This window comes from Caballeronia sp. LZ065 (assembly GCF_031450975.1).
In the GTDB taxonomy this organism is placed as follows: Bacteria; Pseudomonadota; Gammaproteobacteria; order Burkholderiales; family Burkholderiaceae; genus Caballeronia.
On sequence record NZ_JARUXV010000003.1, the window covers coordinates 853,293 to 877,426 of the forward strand.

24 protein-coding genes are annotated in these 24,134 nt (G+C 68.2%); 11 read left to right on the forward strand and 13 right to left on the reverse strand.

Features of this window, described 5'->3' with window-relative positions; translation table 11 throughout:
• Positions 1-9: 9 nt before the first annotated feature.
• Together QCE63_RS23845 and QCE63_RS23850 are read right to left on the reverse strand one after the other, a co-directional pair.
• The gene (locus QCE63_RS23845; protein ID WP_309836454.1) at positions 10-360 is read right to left on the reverse strand and encodes a hypothetical protein; all 351 of its coding nucleotides are present in this window, start codon (positions 358-360) and stop codon (positions 10-12) included.
• A gap of 35 nt (positions 361-395) precedes the next feature.
• Positions 396-1,229, reverse strand: a complete 834-nt coding sequence (locus QCE63_RS23850; RefSeq protein ID WP_309836455.1) for a serine hydrolase — start codon at positions 1,227-1,229, stop codon at positions 396-398.
• Between the two features lie 642 nt (positions 1,230-1,871).
• Between QCE63_RS23850 and QCE63_RS23855 the strand changes: the two genes are divergently transcribed.
• Complete coding sequence (locus QCE63_RS23855) at positions 1,872-3,680, forward strand: hypothetical protein (protein ID WP_309836457.1); 1,809 nt, start codon at positions 1,872-1,874, stop codon at positions 3,678-3,680.
• Between the two features lie 39 nt (positions 3,681-3,719).
• Here QCE63_RS23855 and QCE63_RS23860 read toward each other — a convergent pair whose 3' ends face one another.
• The 5 genes from QCE63_RS23860 to QCE63_RS23880 form a co-directional block, all read right to left on the reverse strand.
• Positions 3,720-4,955 (reverse strand): MFS transporter, encoded by a 1,236-nt coding sequence (locus QCE63_RS23860; RefSeq protein ID WP_309836459.1) that lies wholly within the window; start codon positions 4,953-4,955, stop codon positions 3,720-3,722.
• Complete coding sequence (locus tag QCE63_RS23865) at positions 4,952-6,160, reverse strand: YbfB/YjiJ family MFS transporter (protein WP_309836460.1); 1,209 nt, start codon at positions 6,158-6,160, stop codon at positions 4,952-4,954. The genes QCE63_RS23860 and QCE63_RS23865 overlap by 4 nt, the downstream gene beginning before the upstream one ends.
• Before the next feature lie 122 nt (positions 6,161-6,282).
• A complete protein-coding gene (locus QCE63_RS23870) occupies positions 6,283-7,197 on the reverse strand; it encodes a LysR family transcriptional regulator (protein ID WP_309836462.1) in 915 nt (304 codons plus the stop codon).
• A gap of 69 nt (positions 7,198-7,266) precedes the next feature.
• Positions 7,267-7,686 carry an organic hydroperoxide resistance protein gene (locus tag QCE63_RS23875; protein WP_309836464.1) on the reverse strand — a complete coding sequence of 140 codons (420 nt, stop codon included), beginning with the start codon at positions 7,684-7,686 and terminating at the stop codon, positions 7,267-7,269.
• A 41-nt stretch (positions 7,687-7,727) separates the two neighbouring features.
• A complete protein-coding gene (locus QCE63_RS23880; protein WP_309836465.1) occupies positions 7,728-8,000 on the reverse strand; it encodes a hypothetical protein in 273 nt (90 codons plus the stop codon).
• 367 nt (positions 8,001-8,367) lie between these two features.
• On the opposite strand from QCE63_RS23880, the gene QCE63_RS23885 reads away from it, so the two are divergent.
• The 3 genes from QCE63_RS23885 to QCE63_RS23895 are packed head-to-tail and all read left to right on the forward strand — an operon-like array spanning position 8,368 to position 10,602.
• Positions 8,368-8,511 carry a hypothetical protein gene (locus QCE63_RS23885; protein WP_309836466.1) on the forward strand — a complete coding sequence of 48 codons (144 nt, stop codon included), beginning with the start codon at positions 8,368-8,370 and terminating at the stop codon, positions 8,509-8,511.
• Positions 8,498-9,238, forward strand: a complete 741-nt coding sequence (locus tag QCE63_RS23890; RefSeq protein WP_309836468.1) for a response regulator — start codon at positions 8,498-8,500, stop codon at positions 9,236-9,238. Before QCE63_RS23885 ends, QCE63_RS23890 begins: the two co-directional genes overlap by 14 nt.
• Complete coding sequence (locus tag QCE63_RS23895; protein WP_309836469.1) at positions 9,235-10,602, forward strand: HAMP domain-containing sensor histidine kinase; 1,368 nt, start codon at positions 9,235-9,237, stop codon at positions 10,600-10,602. The genes QCE63_RS23890 and QCE63_RS23895 overlap by 4 nt, the downstream gene beginning before the upstream one ends.
• A 97-nt stretch (positions 10,603-10,699) precedes the next feature.
• Here QCE63_RS23895 and QCE63_RS23900 read toward each other — a convergent pair whose 3' ends face one another.
• From QCE63_RS23900 to QCE63_RS23925, 6 genes are all read right to left on the reverse strand, one after another.
• Complete coding sequence (locus QCE63_RS23900) at positions 10,700-11,467, reverse strand: glycosyltransferase family 2 protein (RefSeq protein ID WP_309836470.1); 768 nt, start codon at positions 11,465-11,467, stop codon at positions 10,700-10,702.
• Positions 11,468-11,529: 62 nt separating this feature from the next.
• Positions 11,530-12,345: a lysophospholipid acyltransferase family protein gene (locus QCE63_RS23905; RefSeq protein ID WP_309836471.1), complete on the reverse strand. Its 816-nt coding sequence runs from the start codon at positions 12,343-12,345 to the stop codon at positions 11,530-11,532.
• The gene (locus QCE63_RS23910; RefSeq protein WP_309836474.1) at positions 12,338-13,147 is read right to left on the reverse strand and encodes a MipA/OmpV family protein; all 810 of its coding nucleotides are present in this window, start codon (positions 13,145-13,147) and stop codon (positions 12,338-12,340) included. The genes QCE63_RS23905 and QCE63_RS23910 overlap by 8 nt, the downstream gene beginning before the upstream one ends.
• Positions 13,148-13,197: 50 nt before the next feature.
• A complete protein-coding gene (locus tag QCE63_RS23915; RefSeq protein WP_309836476.1) occupies positions 13,198-14,526 on the reverse strand; it encodes an NAD(P)/FAD-dependent oxidoreductase in 1,329 nt (442 codons plus the stop codon).
• A gap of 42 nt (positions 14,527-14,568) precedes the next feature.
• Positions 14,569-15,285 (reverse strand): 3-oxoacyl-ACP reductase FabG, encoded by a 717-nt coding sequence (fabG, locus tag QCE63_RS23920; protein ID WP_309836477.1) that lies wholly within the window; start codon positions 15,283-15,285, stop codon positions 14,569-14,571.
• Between the two features lie 124 nt (positions 15,286-15,409).
• A complete protein-coding gene (locus QCE63_RS23925; protein WP_309816890.1) occupies positions 15,410-15,703 on the reverse strand; it encodes a phosphopantetheine-binding protein in 294 nt (97 codons plus the stop codon).
• A 426-nt stretch (positions 15,704-16,129) separates the two neighbouring features.
• Between QCE63_RS23925 and QCE63_RS23930 the strand changes: the two genes are divergently transcribed.
• The 7 genes from QCE63_RS23930 to QCE63_RS23960 are packed head-to-tail and all read left to right on the forward strand — an operon-like array spanning position 16,130 to position 24,078.
• Positions 16,130-16,780, forward strand: a complete 651-nt coding sequence (locus QCE63_RS23930; RefSeq protein ID WP_309836479.1) for a hypothetical protein — start codon at positions 16,130-16,132, stop codon at positions 16,778-16,780.
• A 20-nt stretch (positions 16,781-16,800) separates the two neighbouring features.
• Positions 16,801-18,480, forward strand: coding sequence for an AMP-binding protein (locus tag QCE63_RS23935; RefSeq protein WP_309836481.1), 1,680 nt, complete (start codon positions 16,801-16,803; stop codon positions 18,478-18,480).
• A gap of 20 nt (positions 18,481-18,500) precedes the next feature.
• Positions 18,501-19,490 carry an acyl-CoA synthetase gene (locus QCE63_RS23940; RefSeq protein ID WP_309836483.1) on the forward strand — a complete coding sequence of 330 codons (990 nt, stop codon included), beginning with the start codon at positions 18,501-18,503 and terminating at the stop codon, positions 19,488-19,490.
• A gap of 4 nt (positions 19,491-19,494) precedes the next feature.
• The gene (locus QCE63_RS23945; RefSeq protein WP_309836484.1) at positions 19,495-20,088 is read left to right on the forward strand and encodes a LolA-related protein; all 594 of its coding nucleotides are present in this window, start codon (positions 19,495-19,497) and stop codon (positions 20,086-20,088) included.
• A gap of 5 nt (positions 20,089-20,093) precedes the next feature.
• On the forward strand, positions 20,094-22,496 hold the full coding sequence (locus QCE63_RS23950) for an MMPL family transporter (RefSeq protein WP_309836485.1): 2,403 nt from the start codon (positions 20,094-20,096) through the stop codon (positions 22,494-22,496).
• Positions 22,493-23,314 (forward strand): polysaccharide deacetylase family protein, encoded by an 822-nt coding sequence (locus QCE63_RS23955; RefSeq protein ID WP_309836487.1) that lies wholly within the window; start codon positions 22,493-22,495, stop codon positions 23,312-23,314. The genes QCE63_RS23950 and QCE63_RS23955 overlap by 4 nt, the downstream gene beginning before the upstream one ends.
• 32 nt (positions 23,315-23,346) lie before the next feature.
• Complete coding sequence (locus tag QCE63_RS23960) at positions 23,347-24,078, forward strand: class I SAM-dependent methyltransferase (protein ID WP_309836488.1); 732 nt, start codon at positions 23,347-23,349, stop codon at positions 24,076-24,078.
• Positions 24,079-24,134 lie beyond the last annotated feature (56 nt).

A 24,134-nucleotide genomic window follows, 5' to 3' on the forward strand; every position in this document is an offset into this window, starting at 1 on the left:
CGGAACCGCTTACGGGGGAGCGAGGCAACCGCGCACCATCGTCGCGTAGAGCGGATCGGCGACGCGCCGCTCGAAGTATTCGACGAGCGTCGAGCCCGCCTCCTTCCGCACGCTCACGCCGATCGTCACGCCCTTGAAGTAGGTCTCGCCGCGCAGCCGGACCACGCCGTCGTGCTTCACGCGGCTGAACTCGCGCGTGCCGTTCTTCCAGCGCGCAGCGATGCACTCGGCCACCTCCGACACCTTCGCCGCCGTGCGTTCCCTGAACACCGGCGAGCGCGCGAACACGCTGTCGTGCCGCGAGCACGCCGCGATCACCATGCAACCGCCGATCATCGATACGAGATGCCGCGTTTTCATCGCCTGTTTCTCCAAGTTGGCGCGGCGTTGCTGGTCTAGCGGCCGCGAGCCGCGTGCTTCATCAACCAGTTGCGCAGGTTCACGGCATCCTGGACGTGCGCGTGCGCGTCGGGGGCGCCGAGAATCACGAACACGACCTGCCGCCCGTGCACCGGCGCGATCACGATGAGGCAATGCCCCGCCTCGTTCGTGAAGCCGGTCTTCTGCAGGCCGACGCGCCATGCCGCGCTGTACACCAGCGGATCCGTGTTGCGATACATCAGCGGACCGTCGCCGCCGAGCACGAGCTTGTGATGCGAGGTCGCATAGTCGCGGATGGTCGCATAGCGATACGCCGCGCGGGCGAGCTTGGTGAGGTCACGCGCCGTCGAGACGTTGTGCGGCGACAGGCCGGTCGGATCGACGAAATGGCTGCGCTGCATGTGCAGGCGCTTGGCGGTGCGGTTCATCGCGCGCACGAAGCCGGGGCGTCCGCCGGCATAGTCGCGGCTCAGCGCGAACGCCGCCCGGTTCTCCGACGACATCAACGCAATGTGCAGCATCGTCCGGCGCAGCAGCAGCGAGCCCACCGGCAAGCGGGAGCGCGACCATTTGAGGCGGTCGACGTCGGCGTCGGTGATGCGCGCGGGCTTGATGAGGGAACGCTTCGAGTCGAGCACGACCATGGCCGTGAGCAGCTTGGTCAGCGAGGCGATCGGCAGGCGCTGGTCGGCGTGGCGCGCGTAGAGCGTGCGTCCGGTGGCGAGATCGACGGCGATCGCGGCGCGTGCCTGCACGAGCGGTTTCGACACGACGCGCTTCGCGTGCGCAATGAGCGGCACGAGACTCGCGAAGAGGAAGATGAGGAAGACGAGGTGGAATCGGATCATGACGCGTTCAGCTACGCGTCAGATGGGAATGTGGAGGCGAGTGCGGCGGCATAGAGGCAGGAACGGCAAGGGCGACGGCGACAGGCAAGGAAGCCCGCTACCGTAAGGCGCGAGTCTTAAGTGAGACTTAAAGGCGGATGGGGTGCGTGAGCTTGGGGCGGTCAGATTGCCTTCGAGCTGGACGTTCGGCTTGCGTGCCGGTTACGCCCCCGCCGACGCTTCTGATCGATTCACTCGTGCTCCATTCGATTCGTCGCCGCTGGCTCGCAGTGGGCAGGTTCAACGGGAGAAAAGCGTCGGAGTCAACGTTGAGTGAGAGAAAGCAGGCTGCCAGTTGGCATCGTGCGCTCGAAGCCTCGTTGATCGAAGCGATCGAGCCTGCGTCATCCAGCACTGCAACGAAATGATTGATTCCGAAATCTGAAAACAGAGAGCAGAGAGCAGAGAGCAGAGAGCAGAGAGCAGAGAGCAGAAGCGCGGCATTCTGGCGGACAGATCCTTCGGCCATTCGCACGGCCTGACCGATGCCCGGATACCGCCCTGGCCCACTGATTCAAACCGACACTGAAATGGCCGCGCGTCGTGCGGCCGTGTTGCCGGGTTGCGGCGACACGCATCCATTTCCTCGAAAAGGAGAATGTCATGCGCGTTGGTCAGAGCTCTTACCCTCAGCAAACCACTACCGATTACCTCGATCCGGAGAGTCACCAGAATCTGAATCGCATCGTCCAGAATCCAGGCGGCGTCACCACGCAGGACTTCAACGGCCGGGGCAAGGTCGGCGCGACGAATGAATACGATGCATCGGGCAAACCGGTGGGGTCGACTGGTTTCAGTCTTGGCGAAGGCAAAGGCGGCACGCTCACGAAAGTCAGGTTCAACGCCGACGGCAGCCGTACGGTTTCCAAGTTCGGTAGCTCGGGCGTCACGAACTATACCGTGGGCAAGGACGGCGGGGAGTCCAGCGTTCAGAGCCGGCCGATGACGGAAAATGAGTACCGCGAGTTCTTGCAGTGGCAATCGGATGCTGACACGCCGGCAGCGGCGGACAAATCGCAATCGCAGGCCGATCCGGCCCCTCAGGCAGCAGCGCAGCAGCAGCCGGCGAGCGATCAGCAGACCGCAGCACCGCAGCAGCCAGTCACGGCTTGGCAAACGGCATCCCGGCAACCGCCGGCTACGGCCGCGCAAACCGCTCCGCAGTCCGCACCCCAGCAGCAGCCGACGGCGGCCACGCGAGCCGTACCACAACAACAGCCCGCTGCGGCCACGCAAGCCGCACCACTGCAACAGCCCGCTGCGGCCACGCGAGCCGCACCACTGCAACAGCCCGCTGCGGCCACGCAAGCCGCACCACTGCAACAGCCCGCTGCGGCCACGCGAGCCGTAACACAGCAACAGCCCGCTGCGGCCACGCAAGCCGCACCTCAGCAACAGCCCGCTGCGGCCACGCAAGCCGCACCTCAGCAGCAGCCCGTTGCGGCCACGCAAGCCGCACCTCACCAACAGCCCGTTGCGGCCACGCAAGCCGCACCTCAGCAGCAGCCCGTTGCGGCCACGCAAGCCGCGCCTCAGCAGCAGCCCGTTGCGGCCACGCAAGCCGCACCTCACCAACAGCCCGTTGCGGCCACGCAAGCCGCACCACTGCAACAGCCCGTCGCGGCCACGCAAGCCGCACCTCAGCAGCAGGCTCCGGCCACACAGACCGCTCCGCGGCAGCCCGCGACAGCCACGCAAATCGCACCGCAGCCGCAGCCCGCTGCGGCCCAGCAAACCGCACCTCAAGCGTTAAAGCAGACTACCCAGAGCTATTTCGATCCAGATAACGGCCGCGAATTGAACAGGGTTGTCACCCGGCCCGACGGCAGCCGATCCGTCCTCTCGTTCAACGACTATGGCCAGGAAGGCGCCCGGGACGACTATGACAGCAGCGGCCGGCCCACGCGCAACATCGGCTACGATCGGAACGAGGGTCCAGGCGGGACGTTGACGGTTGCCGATCATAAGGGTGACGGCCGCGATGTGACGAAAGCCAGCCAGGCCGGCATGACGAACTACTCCGTCGACGCCAGCGGCGTGGAGTCGAACATTCATGGAGAGCCGCTGACGAAGCAGAACGCCGAGAACTACGCGACATGGCAGCCGCCCGCAACCGCGACACAAAGGCCCGCCAGCGCTCCAACTCCGGCTCCGACGCAGCAGCCAGCAGCAGAGGCACAGTCCCCCGCAACCGCATCCGCACAGGCTGCAAGCAACCCGCAGCCGTCCGCCGGGACGCCGACCACCCAACCTGCGCGTGAGGAACCGCCCGCCACGACCGATACCTCGCCGCAGTCCGGCGACGCCCCGGCTCTGACTAGCGCCGCCCCGGCCACGGAAGCGACAGAACCCTCCGCCGCTTCAGAACCGGCAGCGAACCCCGTCGATACGGCCGCCGACCAGAGCAACTGATCTTCCAAAGCGCCCCCGCGCCCCGCTGGGCGCCGCGCTTCACCGCGTGCGCGCCCAGCGAGCGAGTCCCGCGCACGCGATCAACAGGCTGCCCGTCACAAAGAACACCGAATGCAGGCCGAGCATCACGCCAATCTGCCCGCCGAGCACCGGCCCGATCACCTGTCCGCTGAATTGCGCGGATTGCAGATAGCCGAGCAGCGTGCCGCTGCTGTTCTCGTCGACGGCACTGCGCGCCAGCTTGGCGATCGACGGCAGCAGTCCCGCCAGCGTCATGCCCATCACCACGCGCAGTCCGGCCAGCTGCCACCAGTGGTGCACGAAGGCTTGCGGCAGCATCGCGAGGCCCGTCAACACGAGACAGCCGACGATCACGTTCCAGCTGCCGATCCGGTCCGCCAGCGCGCCCAGCCGCGCCGCCGTCAGCATGCTGCCGAGCGCCGAGCACGCCATCACGAGGCCCGCGATGCGCGTCACGTGATCGCCCGCCACGCCGAGTCCGCTGATGTACACCGTGATGATCGGCTCGATCGACATGTTGGCGAGCAGCACCATCATCGCCGTCGCGAGCAATGCCGCGACCACCACGTAATTCGTGCGCCGGGACGGTTCCGCGGCATGGCGCGCGCCGCGCCGCTTCGCGTCGCCGGGATGAAAGTCCTCCCTGACGAACACGATGCTCAGCAGCGCAGCCACGGCAATCATCCCCGCGCCCGCGAAGAAGGTCCCGCGAATGCCGATCAGCCCCGGCAGGAACCCGCCCACCAGCGGCCCGGCGAGATTGCCGGCGAGCGCGCCTGTCGATAGCACGCCCAGCGCCCAGCCCGCGCGTTCACGCGGGGCCTGCGTGCCGATCAGCACCGTCGAGGCCGACGCATAGCCGCCGATCAGCCCCGCCAGCAGCCGCAGCGCCACCAGTTCATACACCGAATGCGCGACGCCGATCAGCGACATCACGACCGCCATGCCGAGAGCTGCGCGCACGAGCATCGGCTTGCGGCCGTAGCGGTCGGCGAGACGGCCCCAGAGCGGCGCGGTGACGGCGGTGCCGAGGAAGGTCGCGCTGAACGCGACGCCCGACCACTGGATCACGCCCGCCTGCGATTCGACGCCCAGTTGCCGCACATACAGCGGCAGGAACGGCAGCAGCATGCTGAGACTGACGAGCGTCGTGAACGAGCCGAACACGCAGACCGCGAGGTTGCGCCGCCAGTAGTCGGCGTTGCGTTCGGCGTAGCCGGCAGGCGGCACGGCCGCTGACATGATCTGGCTCATCGCGTTTCTCCCCTCGTCGCCGCGAACAGGTCGATGGCGAGCGCCATCACGAGCGCCCCCGCGCCGATGCCGAACAGCAAGCGGTAGTCGCCGCCGCTGTTCGCAAAGAGAAACGACATGCCGTACGCGGCGAGCGCCTGCAGGATGGCGAAGGACGTCGTCGCGGTGCGCCACGCGCCCTTCTGCTCCGCCGGATGATGCGCGAGCAGTTCGTTCACGCGCCCCAGCACCAGCGGCACGATGCCCGGCGTGAACGCGCCGACCACCACGCTCGACACCATCAGCAGCGCCGTGTTCGAGGTCAGCGCGGGAATCGCGACGGCCGCGGCCTGCAGCAGATAGGCCACGCGCAAGGCCGGCCCGAAGCCGGCGCGATCGGCGAGATGACCGGCCAGCAACGGCCCGGCAATCGCGCCGATGCCATACAGCACCCAGAACTCGGCGCCGGCATTGACACCCTTGCCGAGACCGCGCGCGACGAAATCCACCAGGAAGATCATGTGCGGCACCAGGCCGGCCGCATTCAGCGCGTATTCGGCAAAGAGCGCGCGCAACGCGGTCGGCCGTGCGGCTTTCGCGTGACGGCGCGGCGCTGCTTGAGGCGGCAAGGGTGCATCCTGCGCGGGCCAGCCCCGCCACGCCACCACGGTCAGCAGCAGCGACACCGCCGCCAGCCCGAGCCACGTCGCCGTGAGTCCCTGCCGCAGCAGCAACGGCACGATCGTGCCCGATGCCGCAATGCCCAGCCCGATGCCCGTGAAGATCGCCCCGCTCGCGAAGCCGCGCCGCGACGGGGCGACGTGCGCGATGATCGTCGGCGCGGCGAGCACCATCAGCGCGCCGCCTGCGATGCCCGAGAGAAAGCGCCACGCGAAGAACCAGGCGAACGACAGCGGAATCGCACAGGCGACGAATGCGAGCGTGGCGAGCGCCATCATCGCGCGCAGGACCGTCGCGGCGCGGGCATGGCGGGCGAAGACTCCGGCCATCAGCGCGCCAGCGAGATAGCCGCCGAGATTCGCCGCACCGAGATAGGCGGCCGTCGAGGCCGGAAACCAGTGCGCGCCGATGATCGCCGGCAACAGCGGCGTGTACGCAAAACGCGCCAGCCCGATGCCCACCAGACTCGCACTCGCGCCGGCCAGCACGCCGCGCCAGACCTGGAACGTTCCGCCTTCCACCCGATCGACAACTGCATCACTCATACCGCCTCCACGACTGCGGCGGACGCGGTCTACGCATCCTGCCCATGGAGTCAATATATATTCGACCGTTTGTCGAGAGAATCAGCGCTCAATGGAAGACACTGTTCCGAGCAACGGTTGAATTAATCCAGTTGCAGCCGCTTGAAATCGCGGCGCAGGCGGGGCGTCGCGAAATCGACGAATGCGCGCACCTTCGGCACGGCGAGGCGTCCGTGCGGCGTGAGCAGATGCACGGGCAGCGGCGCGTGCTCGCGGTCGTCGAGCACGATCTGGAGCGACGCGTCGCGCACTTCCTTCGCGACGTGATACGAAAACAGCCGCACGAGGCCGTGTCCATCCACCGCCGAGGCAATCGCCGCCCGCACCGTGTTCACGATGAAGCGCGGCGCGAACTGCACAACCTGCGGAATGGCCGCGCCGCCCGAGGTCGGAAAGCTCCACGAATCCAGGCCGAAATGAGTCATCGAGATAATCTCGTGGCGGGCGAGATCGGCGGGCTGGAGAATCGGCGGATGCTTCGCCAGATAGCGCGGCGACGCCGCCACGACGCGCCGCACCTCGCCCACCGGCACGGCCACCAGCGTCGAGTCCGGCAGATGCCCGATGCGCAGCGCGATGTCGATGCCTTCGTCGATCAGGCTCACGGGCCGGTCCAGCAGTTGCAGCCGCACGGAAACCGCCGGAAAGCGCGCGATGAAGTCGTCGAGCATGGGGCGCAGCAGATCTTCGCCCGCGGCGACCGGCGCGGTCAGCGTCAACAGGCCGCGCGGTGCGGAGCGTTCGTGGGCGATCAGGAGATCGGCTTCCTCGAGATCCGTGAGGATGCGGCGGCACGCAGCGGCGTAGCGCTCGCCGGCTTCGGACAGCTTGATCGTGCGCGTCGTGCGATGCAGCAGCGCCGTGCCCGTATGCTCCTCCAGGAACGCGATGGCCCGGCTCACGGCGGCGGGCGAACGGCCGAGCCGCCGTCCCGCGCCCGCCAGGCTGCCTTCGTCCAGCGTGGCGATGAAGACTTTCATCGCGTCGATTCGGTCCATGGGGGATCGGCGGCGCCGGGTCGTTCGAAGAAGCGCCCAGTCTAACGCGGGCGCCCTTCCCGGGCCGCGTCAGACCACGGCGATCGTCACGTCGATATTGCTCTTCAGCGCCTTCGAATACGGACAGGTCTGATGCGCCATCTGCGCGATCTCTTCGGCCAGCGCGCGTTCGATGCCCGGCAGGCTCACATTCAGGCGCGCGCGCAGCAGATAGGCGTCGCCGTTCATGCCGAGATCCACTTCCGCGTCGACGGCCGTCTCGGCGGGCAGGCGCGTCTTCAGTTTCGCGGCGGCCTTGCCCATCGCGCCGATGAAGCACGCGGACCAGCCCGCGGCCAGCATCTGCTCCGGATTCGTGCCCGGGCCGGTCGAACCGGGCGGCGAGAGCTTGACGTCGAGACGGCGGTCGGTGCTGCGCGCGTGGCCTTCGCGGCCGCCGACGACGCGGGTCTTGCCGGTGTACAGCACGGTATCGATCTGGGTGGTCATGATGGATCCTCTTCCTCTACGGGTGAATTGAGTCGGCTTGATTAATGATGAGCGAACAGCCGGGCGGTGTCGCTGACCGCCACGGCGCGCGCGCCAGATTGCGAGCGGGTGTCGTCCATGCCGCCATAGGCCAGCGTCGGCGCGGCTGCGGCTTCCTGCGCGAGGGTCTGGACGCTCACGCCGCGCTGCGAGGCGGGCGCGCCAGCCAGCGGGTCGTAATGCGGCGCGGGGCCGTAGCCGCTGCTGGCGAAGGCGGAACCTGCTGCGGCCGCGCTGGCGGCGATGATGGCGGCGGTAACGAAGTGCTTGATCATGATCGGTGCTCCACACGAGATAGTGACTAGTGATGACGGGTGCGTCGGCTTGAAGTGCTCACTGCGCCCGGGCGCCGGAGTGTTGAATCTGCGGTTCACTCCCGCGCCGTCGGTGGATGCATTTGAATGCCGGGAGGTATCCGGCATGTGTCCGCCAAGCGGGTCCGCTGCAATGTTTTGTATCGGCCACGCGGCAGATACAGTGAGATACGAAGGCCGCGCCCACGCTGGGGATCGCGGCAACACGCGTTGGCAACCTTATGTATCGCCCGGCATGCGGGATACACTGCGATACAAACCCTCCGCCGGGACGCGCTATAACGCATTCATCGACGCAATCGACGCGTCACCCGCCGGAGCTTCCAGCATGAAACGCTTGCTCGCGATGTGCGCCTTCCTCGCAGGCGGCCTCGCCACCGAATTGGCCCATCCGGTCCAGTGCCTGCTCGTCAATCCGGGCCGGATGCAACCCTGGCGTCAACGACCACGGTCCAACGATGGAAACCACTGACCATGTATTGATCGTCGATGACGATCGCGGGATTCGCGAACTCCTCGCGTCCTATCTCGAGAAGAACGGCATGCGCGTATCGCTGGCAGCGAATGGCCGGCAGATGCGCACGGTGCTGGAGCAAGGCGCGCCGGATCTGATCGTGCTCGACCTGATGCTGCCCGGCGAAGACGGTCTCGTGCTCTGCCGGGAGCTGCGCGCGGGCAAGTTCCGCGACGTGCCGGTGCTGATGCTCACCGCGCGCAACGAGGAAGCGGACCGCATTCTCGGCCTCGAAATGGGCGCCGACGACTACTTGCCGAAGCCCTTTGCCGTGCGCGAGTTGCTGGCGCGCATCAAGTCAGTCTTGCGTCGCACGCGCATGCTCCCGCCCGGCATGGAGGTGAGCGAAGCGAGCCCGATGCTCGGCTTCGGCGACTGGAAACTCGATACCACCGCGCGCCATCTGCTCGACGCCGAAGGCACGATGGTCTCGCTGTCCGGCGCGGAGTACCGGCTGCTGCGCGTGTTTCTCGATCATCCGCAGCGCGTGCTGACGCGCGATCAATTGCTGAACCTGACCCAGGGACGCCAGGCCGACGCCTTCGACCGCAGCATCGACCTGCTCGTGTCGCGCGTGCGCCAGAGGCTGCGCGACACGGCGCGCGAGCCGCGTTACATCAAGACGCTGCGCAGCGAAGGCTATGTGTTTTCTGCCGAAGTCAAACCGCTCGGATCAACCGAATGAGCACGCTCTCCACCGCTTCCACACCTGCCGCTGCCGCTCCGGCTTCGGCGCTGCTGCGCGGGCCGCGCACGCTGTTCGCGCGGCTCGCGCTGATTCTCGTCGTCGGGCTGGCGCTCGCGCAGACCTTTTCGTTCCTGCTGACCATGCACGAACGCGACGACTCGATGACCCACATGATGGTCGGCTACGTCGAGCGCGAGGTCGCCACCTCGGTCGCGCTGCTCGATCACCTGCCGCCGGACGAACGCGCGCAATGGCTGCCGCGTCTCGCGCGGCGCAGCTACAGCTTCGTCCTCGGGCCGGGCGAGAGCGGCGCGCCGCCCGCCGCGCCCCTCTCGGCGCGCTTTGCGCAATCGATGGTCGCGGGCGCCGCAGCGGGCCTCGGCACGCATGTTCCGCCGACGGTCAACGCCGTGCCCGGCGACAAGGAACACTTCCAGGTTCATATGAAGCTCTCGGACGGCATGCCGCTCACCATCGACATGCGGCCGATGGTCGGCATGCCGCTGTCCGACTGGCTACCGCTGGTGCTGCTGCTGCAACTCGTCGTGCTGGGCGCGTGTTGCTGGCTCGCGGTGCGCATCGCGACCGGGCCGCTCAAGCAGCTGGCGCGCGCCGCCGACACGCTCGGCCCCGATCTCAAGGCCAGCCGCCTGCCGGAAACCGGTCCGGAGGAAGTGGCGCATGCAGCGAAAGCCTTCAACGCGATGCAGGATCGCGTCGCAATGTACATGACCCAGCGCATGCAGATTCTTGCGGCCATCACGCACGACTTGCAAACCCCGATCACACGCATGCGGCTGCGCGTCGACACGATGGACGACGACGCCACCGGCGCGCGCCTGCGCCAGGACTTGCAGGAAATGGAATCGCTCGTGAAGGAAGGCGTGACCTACGCGCGCACGCTGCATGGCACGCAGGAGGCGCCGCGGCGCATCGACCCGGATGCGCTGTTCGAGAGTATCGCCGACGACTATCGCGACGCCGGGCAGGACGTGACGCTGCGCGGCGGCATCGGCGGCGCGCTGATGGCGCCGCCGCAGGCGCTCAAGCGCGTGGTGGGCAATCTCGTCGATAACGCGCTGAAGTATTCGGGCGCCGCCGAGATCGAAACCGGACGGCAGGACGACGGCCGCGCGTTCATCGCGGTGCTGGATCGCGGGCCGGGGATTCCAGAGGAATCGCTTGCCGCTGTGTTCGAGCCCTTCGTGCGGCTGGAGGAATCGCGCAACCGGCAGACGGGCGGCACCGGACTGGGACTCGCGATTGCCCGTCAGCTCACGCTCGCGATGGACGCCTCGCTGACGCTGCACCAGCGCGAAGGCGGCGGGCTGGAAGCCCGGCTGGTGCTCAGGGCCGCGTAGTCATCGGGCCGTGAGGTCCATTAAGTCTGCGGACGGCCAGTAGCACCGGCGCGAAGGCGGCAGCGTCGAAGCCCGGCTGGTGCTCAGGGCGGCGTAGTCAGCGACCCGCGAGCCGGCGGAAGACGAGCAGCGGCAGCCGCAGCACGAAGCCCACTAGCAGCCGCAGGTGCATCCACGTCAGCAGCAAGTTGTCGCGGCCATACTGGAAGTGCGACACGCCGCCCTCTTCCGCCGTGAAATAACGCACCGGCGCGTCCAGGTTGATCGGACGCACGCCGCGCCAGCACAACCGCACCACCGCCTCGGGATCGAAGTCGAAGCGGCGCATGAACGGCTGCGAGCGCATCACGGCGGCAAGGGGCGCGATCGGATAGACGCGAAAGCCGTACAGCGAATCGCCGATGCCCATCCACAGCGTTTCCAGATTCGCCCAGCCGTTCGAAATGCGCCGGCCCTGCACGCGCAATTGCGGCGCGCTCGCGTCGAAGCGCGGGCGGCCGAGGATCATCGCGTCCGGCGCGGCGCGCGAGCTTTCCATGAAGCGCGGAATCAGCGCGGCGGGATGCTGGCCGTCGGAGTCCATCGTCAGCGCGTGAGTGAAGCCCAGCCGCGCAGCTTCCTCCAGCCCCGCGAGAATCGCCGCGCCCTTGCCGCGGTTCTCCGGCAGCACGATCACGCGCAGGCCCGCATCGGCTTCGGCCATCTGCGTCAGGCGTTCAGCGCTGCCGTCGGTGCTGCCGTCCACCACGACCCACACCGGATTCCATTGCTCGCGCGCACCGCGCACGGTTTCCTCGACTTTCACACCGGGGTTGTAGCTCGGAATGAGGACGAGATGCGTGGGCGATGCGTGTGACGAAGGCATTGAGAAGAAATCGAACGAAACGGGATGCGACGAATTTTAACGGCTGCGGGACATACTGCCGGTCAGCCCCGTGGATGATGTGGGTCCAGCTCGCCCGCATAGAAGCGCTGCAATTCGCCGATGAAGCCTTGCAGCGCGGCGTGATCGCGTCCTGGCGGCGCGAAGCGGCGGCCGAGCGTCACGCGATAGGTGATCGGCAGCGCGGGCTTGCGGAAAATCTGCCAGCCCTTGCCGAGAAAGCCCGAATCCGTCTCGATGATGAGCGTCTGCACCGGCGCCTGCGCACGCGCCGCGATCAGCGCGATACCGCCTTTCAGCGGATTCACCGAACTCGAACCGGCGCCGGTGCGCGTGCCTTCGGGAAACAGCAGCAACGGACTGCCGCGTTGCAATTCGCCGACAGCGGCACGGACCAGCCCGACCGGCGAATCATTGACGATATAACCGGCGAGCAGCGCGCCCGGCCCGAGGAACACGTTGCCCGCGACCTCGCCCTTCATCACGCAGCAGGTATCCGGCACGCGCGACGCGATCAGCAGCGCATCGAGCAGGCACGGATGATTCGGCGCGAGGATCATGGCCGGCTGGCCGGCGAGCGCATCGAGCGCCGAGAGATCGAAACGGCACGCGCCGAGCGAGCGCAGCAAGACGAAATACAGATGCCAGACGCGCTGCACGGCCGCGCGGCCCACGCGCCGCCCGTCAGCGGCGGACAGCACGCGCCGCAGCAGCCACGCGAGCGGGCACCACGTCAGACACACGAGCGCCAGCACCAGCAGCGCGAAATAGAACGCCACGCATTGCCACGCGCATTCGAGCGCGCCGCCCGGCGTGATGCGGCCGCCCGCGCCGCCGATCTTGCGTTGCGCGTCACTCATCGCTCGCCACCATCTTCGACGACTGCCCGAACACCCAGGCCACCGCGATGCCGCCCGACAGCACGCTCTTCTGCCGCACGAGCGGGCTGTCGTCGAAATGCGCGCCCGCGAGATTCGCATAGCGCACGAACGCGCCGACCCAGTAGCGGCTGAAACGCCGCGACATCGATACCAGCGCCTGCGAGCCGGCATAACCGCCGCTGGCGTGGAAGGCCGGACGCGCGGCGGTCGCGTATTGCGGCGCGACGGTGTAGTAGTGGTCGCTGTACTTGCTGTCGGCGAACATCGGGCCGGCGAACACGGCCGCGTGCAATCCGGAGACGTGGCCCACGTCGGTGAAATCGAGATTCAGGTTCGGCGTGAACTGCCAGCCGACCGTCTTCGGCGACGACTCCAGCGTAATGCCGAGCCGCACCGGCATGCGCAGGTCCAACTGCATGTCGCGCGATGCCGAACGCCACAGATGCACCTCCACCGAAGGCCCGACCTCGATGGTCGGCTTCAGGTCCGGCATGCCGGCGCGGGCGTTGTCGTCGCGGCTCGACACGGGCAGCGAACCGAGCACGCTGATGTTGAAGTTCACGCGGTCGGTGTCGAGCAGCTGGCCGCGCACGCCGTCGCGGTCGGCGCGCAGATACTTGCCGCGATACACGATGTACGGAAACGGAAAGACCCACGCGCGCGTCTGGTCCGAGCCGGGATAGTGCGGAAACGCGGCCACGCCCGCGCCGACACCCACTTCCCAGAGCGGCTTGGTGGGCGGCGGCGCTTCGTCGGCTGCGGCGGAGGCGGAGGAGGTCATGAACAGCACGAGCCACGCAAGACGCGCTGGACGGAAAACGGTCGGCGCGATCAATTGGCCGGCCGCTCCATGTGCTCCGCCTCGCTCAGGTTGCGACGCCGCATGCGCCACGCGCGCAGCGAATTGCGCCAGTCGAGTGCCGCGGAAACGTAGTAGACGCCCTTGAACGCGCGCAGCGAACGCCAGACCGGCGTCTTGCCGAAGATGTCGCCCGCCAGCAGCGACAACAGCGCCTCCTTCATGCGCAGCGGATTGCGCGGGCCCATGAAGAGATTGCGCATCGTCGGCGACGTCATGCGATAGATGAACCACGAGAATTCGCGCGGGCCATGCCGCACGTCGCGATCGAACTTCGCGAGCGCGGCCCGTGCGCGCGCCGGATGCGCCAGCGCCGTGTCGATCGCTTCCGCGCCCGCGAAGGCGCTTTGCATCGCCAGCATCACGCCGGAGGAAAACACCGGATCGATGAACGCGAAGGCGTCGCCGAGCAGCAGGAAGTTCGGCCCGTGCGTCATGTCGCCGGTGTACGAATAATTGCCGGTGGCGTGGACTTCGCTGACGAGTTCGGCGTCCTTCAGACGTTCCGCGAGCGGCGCGCACAGCGCGATGGTGTCGCGAAAGAACGCTTCCACCGAGGTGCCCTTCGGCCGCTGCTTGAGATACGCCGGCCACACGACCGCACCGATGCTGGTCGTGCCGTCCACGAGCGGAATGAACCAGAACCAGCCGTGCTCGAACCAGAACACGGTGATGTTGCCTTCGTTCTCGCCAGGGTTGCGGTGCGCGTGGCGGAAGTGCGCGTAGAGCGCCGACGAATTGTGCCGCTCGTTGCGGCGCTTCGTCTTGAAGTGATTGGCGAGCAAGGTGTCGCGGCCGGAGGCATCGACGACGAAACGCGCCTGCACCGTCTCGCTGCGGCCGTCGTCGTGCTCGGCGTGGATGGTTGCGCCCGCGCCGTCCTGCGCGAACACAACTTCGCGGACGCGGCAGCCCTCGGTGACTTCCGCGCCGTGGCGGACCGCGTTGCGCAGCAGGATATCGTCGAGTTCGGAGCGGCGCACCTGATAGGCGCTCGGCATCGACTTGTCCCAGGCGTCGGCGAACAGGAAGCGCTGCATGCGGCCTTCATGCTGCGGCGACACGAATTCCGCCGCCAGCTTGACCATGCCGATCCTGCGGACCTCGTCGGCCACACCGAGTTGCTCGAACAGGCGCAGGTTCGCGGGTAACAGCGACTCGCCGATATGAAAGCGCGGATGCCGCGCCTTCTCCAGCACGCGCACGCGATAGCCGCGCTTGGCGAGCAGCGTCGCCGCTGTCGATCCGGCCGGTCCGCCGCCGATTACGGCCACGTCCCAGGCCTGCGTCGCTTCAGTCATCCACGCTCCTTGTTTTTGTCTCGTTTCGACAGATGCGCCGGTTCAGGCGATTCCGCCATTGATCGACAACACTTGCCCGGTGACATACGCCGCCGCGTCCGACACCAGATACGCGACCATGCCCGCGACTTCCTCCGCCGTGCCCGCGCGCTGCGCCGGCACCAGCTGCTTGATGCGCTCGGGCGGAAACGCGGCACCGAGCATCGGCGAATCGATGACGCCGGGCGCCACCGCGTTCACCGTGATGCCGCGCGACGCCAGTTCCTGCGCGAGCGCCCGCGTCGCGCCGATCAGCCCGGCCTTCGCGGCCGCGTAGTTGACCTGGCCGCGATTGCCCATCAACCCCGCCACTGAAGACAGATTGACGATCCGTCCGTGACGCGTGCGGATCATCGGCAGGAGCAGGGGCTGGGTGACGTTGAAGAAGCCGTCGAGGGTGACGTCGAGGACGCGTTTCCATTGCTGGCGCGTCATGCCGGCCATGGGCGCGTCGTCATGGATGCCGGCGTTGTTCACCAGGATCTGCACCGGCCCGTCCGACAGGATGCGTTCGACGGCCTGCTGGGCGGCGTCGGGATCGGTGACGTCGAAGGCGATGGCGTGCGCCGTGCCGCCCGTCGCGCGAATGGACGCCACGCACGCTTCGGCCCGCTCGATGCCGCCGTTGGCGTGCACCCAGACTTCGTGTCCTGCAGCGGCCAGCGTCCGGCTGATGGCCTGTCCGATGGCGCCGCTGCCGCCCGTCACGAGCGCGCGCATGGCTCGGCTTGTGTCATCGATGCACTCCGCTCGTTGATTGCGCCGTCCGGTCTCGACGCCCTGGATTTCAGCCGCGTGAAGGCGCCCGTGCCAAGGGGCCGGGGGCCGGAGGCCGGGACGGAGACTAGCGCGTGCGATGCGCCGCGACGTGCGCCGCGAGCGCGCCCAGGCTGGCGAAAATCTTCTGGTTGTCGGGATTGTCCGAGCGCAGCTCGAACCCGTATTTTTTCGAGATCAGCAGCGCGATCTCCAGGATGTCGATGGAATCGAGCCCGAAACCTTCTTCATACAGGCGCGTGTCGGCCGATACGGCCTTGGGATCGACGTCCTCGAGATTCAGATCAGCGACGATCAGCTCGGCCAGCTCTCTTTCCAGTTCGTTCATCGTATTGACAGAGCGGCGCGAAAAACGCGCCAAAGGCCGCCCGGCGGTGATGCCTCGCGCGCTTGTGCACGCTTCCTGCGGCCTGATTTCGAGATAATTGCGATTCGCGAAATTCTAGACGAAGCCCCTTGGGACGCCTAGTAGGAAAGGTAACTGCTCGTGCGCCAGGCCCCTACACGAAATTTCCGAGAAGAATCAGTGATTTCCACGCGGGGCCGGGCGCGGATGGCCGTAGGGTAGAATCCGGCCCGTCCGACGGTTGTAAGAGCATCGAACAATCGGTTACAGACCGGGCGCGCACCCGCACGAGAAAATGAGCGTCAGGCAGGCGACTGCCGCATTTTTGTTCAACAAACGGGCGTTTTCGACAACGCCGCAGCCGCAATTCATGGTGCGTACTCTGTTTCTTCCGCGAGCGTGCTCGCTGCCGATGGTGCATCTTCTGCCGGAGGCCGGCCGGTGAAGGCCGCCCGCGTCCTGCGCGCGGCGGGCATCGTCGCCGGCATCGTCGCGTACCAGTGCGCCGCGCATTACGCGGTGTCGACGCCGGGCGCGCACGGCATCGGCCTGGCGCTGGTCCTCGCACCGCTCGCGCTGATTCTGCTCAACGCCGCCGCGCGTTCCACGGCGCGCGCCTGGCTGTTGCCGCTCGGGGCGCTGGCCGGCGCCGTGCTGTGGCTCGGACGCGCACCGCTCGTCGAGCATTTCGGCTGGGGCCTGTGGATCGAGCAAGCGGGCTTCAACCTCGCACTCGCCTGGACCTTCGGACGCACCCTCGCAGCCGGTCGTGAGCCGCTCTGCACCCAGTTCGCCACCCTCGTCCACGGCCGCATCGAGCCGCGCGTCATGCGCTACACGCGCCGCGTCACGCTGGCGTGGACCCTGTTCTTCAGCGCCACCGCGCTGGTCTCCACGATGCTGTTCGTGTGCGCGTCCATCGTCACGTGGTCGACGTTCGCGAACTATCTCGCGCTGCCGCTCGTCGGACTGATGTTCGTCGTCGAATATGCATGCCGGCGCATCGCGCTGCCGGGCATGAAGCCGTCGAGCATCCTGGACGCCGTCCGCGCGTATTCCCAGTCCGCGCAGATGCGCCGCGGCGCGCCATGATCCCGCCGGGCCCGTTATTCATGCAGACCTTTCCGCTGGTTTTCCACGCATCGCCCGATCAGACGCTCGCCTGGCGCGACGGCGCGCCCGTCAGCGTCCGCGCGTTCCTCGCCGATGTGCGGCGCGTGGCCGCCGCGCTGCCCGAAGGCGGGCATGTGTTCAATGTCTGCGCGGACCGCTACCGCTTCACCGTGAGCCTGTGCGCGACGCTGGTCTCGGGCCGCATCAGCCTGTTGCCGTCCACGCACACGCCCGAAATGGTGCGCGCGCTGGCATCGTTCGCACCGGACGCGTTCTGCCTGCACGACAGCGACGACTGCGCGATCGACCTGCCGCGCATGCGCTATCCCGAAGACGCGGCTTCTTCTGACAACGCCGCCAGCGCCGACGACGCCAATGTGCCGATGATCGACGGCGCGCGGGTCGCGGCCTATGTGTTCACGTCGGGCTCGACTGGCGCGCCGGTGCCGCATCGCAAGACCTGGGGCTTCCTGGTGAAGAACGTGCGCGCGGCGGCGGCGCGTCTCGGCCTGCTCGACGGCACGCCCGCCACGCTGGTCGGCACGGTGCCGCCGCAGCACATGTACGGTTTCGAATCGACGGTGCTGCTCGCGCTGCTCGGCGGCCTCGCGTTCAGCAACCGCCAGCCGTTCTATCCCGTCGATATCCGCGCCGAACTCGCCGCCGTGCCCGAACCGCGCGTGCTGGTGAGTTCGCCGATCCACCTGCGCGCGCTGTTTGCCAACGAAGCGCCGCTGCCGCCCGCCGCGCTGGTGCTGTCGGCCACCGCGCCGCTGTCCGAGAAACTGGCGCTGGACGCCGAAGCGCGGCTCGCCGCGCCGCTGATGGAAATCTACGGCAGCACGGAAACCGGCCAGATCGCGACGCGCCGCACCTCGCGCGGGGCGGCGTGGGAACTGTTCCCCGATGTCACACTGACGCTGCGCGCCGACGAAAACGGCGACACCACCATGTGGGCTTCGGGCGGGCACGTCGAGACGCCGGTGCCGATGGGTGACGCGCTGGAAATCATCGACGGCGCGTTTTTCCTGCTGCACGGACGGCGCGCGGACCTGATCAACATCGCGGGCAAGCGCACGTCGCTGGCTTATCTGAATCATCAGCTGAATGCGATTCCGGGCGTCATCGACGGCGTGTTCCACATGCCCGACGACACCCACGCCGACGATGAACCCGTGCGCCGCCTGATGGCGCTCGTCGTCGCGCCGGAGCTCGACGCGACCGAATTGCAGCGCGCGCTGCGCGAACGCATCGACGCCGCGTTCATGCCGCGTCCGCTGCTGTTCTTCGATTCGCTGCCGCGCAACGCCACCGGCAAGCTGCCGCGCGACGTGCTGACGCAACTCGTCGCGCAGGAACGCGAGCGGCGCGCGGCGCTGTCGTTTTCCGTGCCGGCTGGCCATCCGGCGCTTGCCGGGCACTTTCCGGGCCGTCCGATCGTACCGGGCGTCGTGCTGCTCGATCACGCGCTCGACGCACTCGGCATCGCGCTCGGCCGGCGCTTCGACGCCTGCCGGATCGATTCGGCCAAGTTTTTGAGCCCGGTGGCGCCGGGCGAGACGCTGGACGTCGCGTATGAGACGGCGGCGAGCGGCGCGATCCGCTTCACGATCCGCGCGGGCGCGCGTGCGGTAGCGAGCGGCTCGCTCGCGGCACCATCCGCGCCGTCCGCGCCGTGAGCGACATGAAGCGCGCGCGCATGAACCGCGACGACTGGGCCGAGCGCCAGGAACGCAGCAACTTCGCTTTGCTGCGCTTCATGACGTGGATATCGCTGCGCTTCGGCCGCCGCGCCGGGCGCGTGCTGCTGCGGCTCATCACCGCCTATTTCGTGCTGTTTTCGCCGGCGGCGCGGCGCGCGTCGCGCGGCTATCTGAATCGCGCGCTCGGGCGGCATGCGGGCTGGCGCGACGGCTATCGGCATGTGTTTTCGTTTGCCTCGACGATCCACGACCGCATCTACCTGCTCAACGAACGCTTCGATCTGTTCGACATCCGCACGCACGGCGTCGCGGACGTCGAGGCCGCGCTCGCGGACGGCGGCGGCGCGTTCCTGATGGGCGCGCATCTCGGCAGCTTCGAGGTGGTGCGGGCCATCGGCCGGGCGCAGCCGCATATCCGCATCGCCATCACGATGTACGAGGAGAACGCGCGCAAGATCAACGCGATCCTCGCCGCCGTGAATCCCGCCGCGCATCACGACGTGATCGGCCTCGGCAAAGTCGACGCAATGCTCAAGGTGCGCGAACGGCTCGATGCCGGCAGCCTGGTCGGCATCCTGGCGGACCGCACGCTGCGCGAGGCCGGCGACAAGCTCAAGGAACGCGATTTCCTCGGCGCGCCCGCCGCGTTTCCGCTCGGGCCGCTGCACATGGCGGCGGTACTGCGGCGGCCAGTGGTTTTCATGACGGGGCTGTATCTCGGCGGCAACCGCTACGATATCCACTTCGAGACGCTCGCCGATTTCTCCACAGTGGAGCGCGGCGAGCGCGCCGCCGCCGTCGATGCCGCGCTCACGCGTTACGTGACCTTGCTGGAGAAGTATTGCCGGGCGGCGCCCTACAACTGGTTCAACTACTTCGACTTCTGGCAGGCCAATGCGGCGTCCGCGCCGCGACGCGCGGCCAGCGCGGCCAGCGCGGCCAAAGCGGCCGATGCCTGCGTGCCCGAAGTCGCACGGGATTCCTGAGCTTATGCGAGTTTTGATCGCGGCCTTCAGCGCCGCCCTGCTGTGCGGCGCTGCGTCGTTCGCCACGGCAGCCGACGCGCCCTCCTCCGCATGGACGCTCGACCGCCTGATGAACACGCTCGGCGCGAAGAAATCCGGCCGGGCGCATTTCACCGAGACGCGCTATCTGAAGATCGCGCAGGAGCCGCTCGAATCGTCGGGCGAACTGGTGTTCGTCGCGCCGGATCATCTGGAAAAGCATACGGTCAGTCCGAAGCCGGAGAACCTGGTCGTCGATGGCGACATGCTCACCGTCGACCGCAACGGCCATACCATGACCATTCCGCTGCGCAATTACCCGGAACTGGGTGCGTTCATCGAAAGCATCCGCGCGACGCTCGCGGGCAATCGCTTCGCGCTGGAACAGGCGTACCGGGTGTCGGTGACGGGCAAGGGCAACGACTGGACGCTGACGCTCGTGCCGATCGATTCGCGCATGCAGAAGAAAGTCAGCGAGATCACGCTGGCCGGGACCGGCGCGGCGCTGGCGCGGGTCGAGATCAGGCAGGCCGACGGCGATCATTCGTTGATGCGCCTGCAAGACGCCTCCGCCCACTGACGCCGATGTCCTCAGGCGCGCGCGGCCTCGTCGCGGTGTGGCGGGTGCTGCGCCAGCCCGCCGTGATCCTCTGGCTGTGCCTGCTCGCGGCGTGCGCGGGCGTGATTGCGCGCACGCAGTTTTCCGCCGATCTCTCCGCCTTCCTGCCGCGCACGCCGAGCGAACAGCAACGCGTGCTCGTCGAGCAATTGCGCGACGGGCTGGTGTCGCGGCTGATTCTCGTCGGGATCGAGGGCGGCGACGCGGCCGGGCGCGCCGAGGTGTCGCGCAAGCTGGCGGGCACGCTGCGCGCCGACTCGCGCTTCTCCGCGATTCACAACGGCGAGCCGGTCGCGCAGGCGCGCGACGAGCGCTTCGTGTTCGAGCATCGCTATCAATTGAGCCCCGATGTCACGCCCGAACGCTTCAGCGAGGCGGGCCTGAAGGATGCGCTGACGGGCAGCCTCGACCTGCTCGAATCGTCGGCGGGCATGATGGCGAAGGACCTGCTGCCGCACGACCCGACCGGCGAAGTCACCGCGCTCGTGAGTCAGCTCGACAGCGGCGCGCAGCCGCCGTTGCGCGATGGCGCATGGGCGTCGCGCGACGGCCGGCGCGCCGTGCTGCTCGCGCAGACCGCCGCCGCCGGCTCCGACACCGACGCCCAGGCCGCCGCGCTCAGCGCCCTTGGCGACGCCTTCCGGCAGGCCGCGCCGGCGGCATCGCCGTATCGGCTGCTGCTGACGGGACCGGGCGTGTTCGCCGTCGAAACCCGCGACACCATCATGCGCGAGGTGCGTTGGCTGTCGGCGGCGAGCATCGCGCTGATCGTCGTGTTGCTGCTGGCCGTGTATCGCTCGTTGCCTACCCTCTTGCTCGGCCTGATGCCGGTGCTGACGGGCGTCGCGGCCGGGGTCGCCGCCGTGAGCCTCGTGTTCGGCACGGTGCACGGACTGACGCTCGGCTTCGGCACGACGCTGATCGGCGAGGCTGTCGACTATTCCATCTACCTCTTCGTGCAATCGGCCGGCATGCGTTTCGGCGGCCGCCGCGAGTCGCTCAAGGACTGGGTCGCGGGCTTCTGGCCGACCATCCGCCTGGGCGTGCTGACCTCGATCTGCGGCTACGCGTCGATGCTCTTCTCGGGCTTTCCGGGCCTCGTGCAACTCGGGCTGTATTCGATCGTCGGCCTGGCGACGGCGGGCATCGTCACGCGTTTCGTGCTGCCGTATCTGCTCCCGGCGAACTTCGCGATCCGCGATGTCTCGCGCCTCGGCACGCTGCTCGCGCGCGGCGCGGCGCGCGCCTCGACACTGCGCGGCGCGCTCGCGGTGCTGCTGGTCGCCGCGCTCGGCGTGTTGCTGATGCAGCGCCACGGCCTGTGGAGCCAGGAACTCGCGGCGCTGAGTCCGGTGCCGAAGGCCAGCCAGGAGCTCGATGCCCGCCTGCGCGCGGATGTCGGCGCGCCGGATGTGCGCTATCTCGTGGTGGTGGCGGCGGCGACGGAGCAGGCGGCGCTCGAACGCGCGGAGGCGGTCGCACGCCGCTTGCAGCCGCTCGTCGATGCACGCGTGATCGCGGGCTTCGAAAGCCCCGCGCGCTACCTGCCGAGCGAGGCCGCGCAGCGCGCGCGCATCGCGAGCCTGCCACCCGCCGAAAGCTTGCGCACGCGGCTTGCCGCCGCGCTGCGCGAGCAGACCATCCGCATAAAGCCGGAGGTGTTCGAACCGTTCATCGCCGATGTCGACACGGCCCGCGCCCAGCCGCCGTTGCGCCGCGCCGACTTGAAAGGCACGTCGATGGCGCTGGCCGTCGATTCGCTGCTTACTGGAAGCAATGGCCGCTGGACCGCGATGCTGCCGCTGCGCGCCGCCGCCGGAACGGACCTGCAGGCGCAGCAGATTCGCGCGGCGCTGGCGGAGGCGCATGTGCCGGACGCGCTGTTCGTCGATATGAAAGCCGAAGCCGACCGGCTCTACCAGAACTATGTGCACGAAGACATCCGGCTATCGCTGGGCGGCTTCGCGGCGATCGTCGTGCTACTCGTGCTCGCGCTGCGCTCGCCGGTGCGCGCGGCCCGCACGCTGGCGCCGCTGGTGGCGGCGGTGATCGTCGTGATCGCCGGGCTGGCGGCGGCGGGCAAGGCGCTGACGATCCTGCATCTGATCGGCATGTTGTTGATCGTCGCGGTCGGCTCGAACTATGCGCTGTTCTTCAATTACCGCGCTCACGGCGAACGCGGCGCCGTCTCGCCGCAGACGCTCGTCTCGCTGCTGATCGCCAATCTCGCGACGGTGCTCGGCTTCGGCCTGCTCGCGCTGTCCCATGTGCCGATGCTCGAAACCTTCGGACTCACGGTCGGCCCCGGCGCGATTCTCGCGCTGCTGTTCTCGGCGATTCTCGCGCCGCGTACGGAGACCCGGCGATGAGTGCTCCGCTTGAACCGCCTGGGCAGGCGCGCCGCTGGCGGCCTGCGCCGCTCGTCGGCGGCGCGGCGGCCGTGCATGCGGGCGCGCTGGCGATGCTTGCAGCCGCGCCCGCAAGCTGGCCGTGGGCGGCGAGCGGCGTCGTGGCCTCGCATCTGGCGTTGACGGCGGCGGGACTGTGGCCGCGCAGCGCGCTGCTAGGCCACAACTGGACGACGCTGCCGGAACAGGCCGGCGCGTGCGTGGCGATCACCATCGACGACGGTCCTTCTCCCGAGGTCACGCCGCGCGTGCTCGATCTGCTCGACCGGCATCAGGCCCGCGCGACTTTCTTCTGCATCGGCGAGCGGGCGCGCGAGCATCCGGGCATCGTGCGGGAGATCGTCGCGCGCGGGCATGCGGTGGAGAATCACAGCCAGCGGCATCGGCATCATTTTTCGCTGCTGGGGCCGGCAGGGATGCAGCGCGAGATCGAGGCCGCGCAGGATACGCTAGGCGACATCACCGGCACGCGGCCGCTGTTCTTCCGCGCCCCGGCCGGCTTGCGCAATCCGTTCCTGGAGCCGGTGCTGTGCCGGCTCGGCCTGCATCTCGCGAGTTGGACCCGGCGCGGCTTCGACACCCGTACCGCCGATGCGGCGCTCGTCGCGCGCCGGCTGCTGGACGGGTTCGCGCCGCGCGACATTCTCCTGCTGCACGATGGCCACGCCGCCCGCGATGCATCCGGCGCGCCGGTGATCCTCGCCGCGCTCGACACCGTGCTGCAAACGGCCTCTGCGCGCGGCCTAGCGACGGTCACCTTGCGCGAGGCGATCGCGTAGACTGCACGGGCCCATCGTTCATCAGGTCCCGCATGGTCCCGGCCGAGCTCATCGAGACAGCCCGTCGTCCTTTCCGCGCCGCAGGGCGCTTCGCGTGGCATTTCGCGGCCGCCAAGCTGCGGCACGATCCCTTCTTCGGCCACCTGCTTGCGCACGGCCTGATTCCGGACGGCGCGCGCATCCTCGATCTCGGCAGCGGTCAGGGGCTGCTGGCCGCCTGGCTGATGGCCGCGCATGCCTGGCATCGCGACGGCGCTCCCGGCGCATGGCCCGGGCACTGGCCCGCGCCGCCGCTGCTGGGCTCACTGCATGGCATCGAGCTGACGCCGCGCGAAATCGAGCGCGCGCGCATCGGCTTGCGGGCGCATCGGGCGCGCGTGCAGTTTGTCTGCGACGACATTCGCGCCGCGCCGTTTCCGCAAGCGGACGTGATCGTCGCGTGCGACGTGCTGCATTACGTCGATGCCGACGCCCAGGAATCGATCCTGCGCCGCATTCGCACGAGTCTCGCGGCGGACGGCGTGCTGCTGCTGCGCGTCAGCGACGCGGCGGCGGGCTGGCGCGCGGGCCTCGATCGGGCCGTCGATTTCGGCATGCAGATTGCGCGCTCCGGGCGCGCGAACGGCCTGACCTGCCGCAGCGAGGCGCAATGGCTGGCCCTGCTCGACGCGCTGGGTTTTCATGTGACGACGCGTCCGATGGGCGACGGCGCGCACGAGGCCAATCGCCTGATGATCGCCCGTCTCGACCGCTTCGGCCCTTGAGCCCCGCCCGGCTCGCGACAGGGCGTTTGTTACAATTCTTCGAATACTGAATGCCC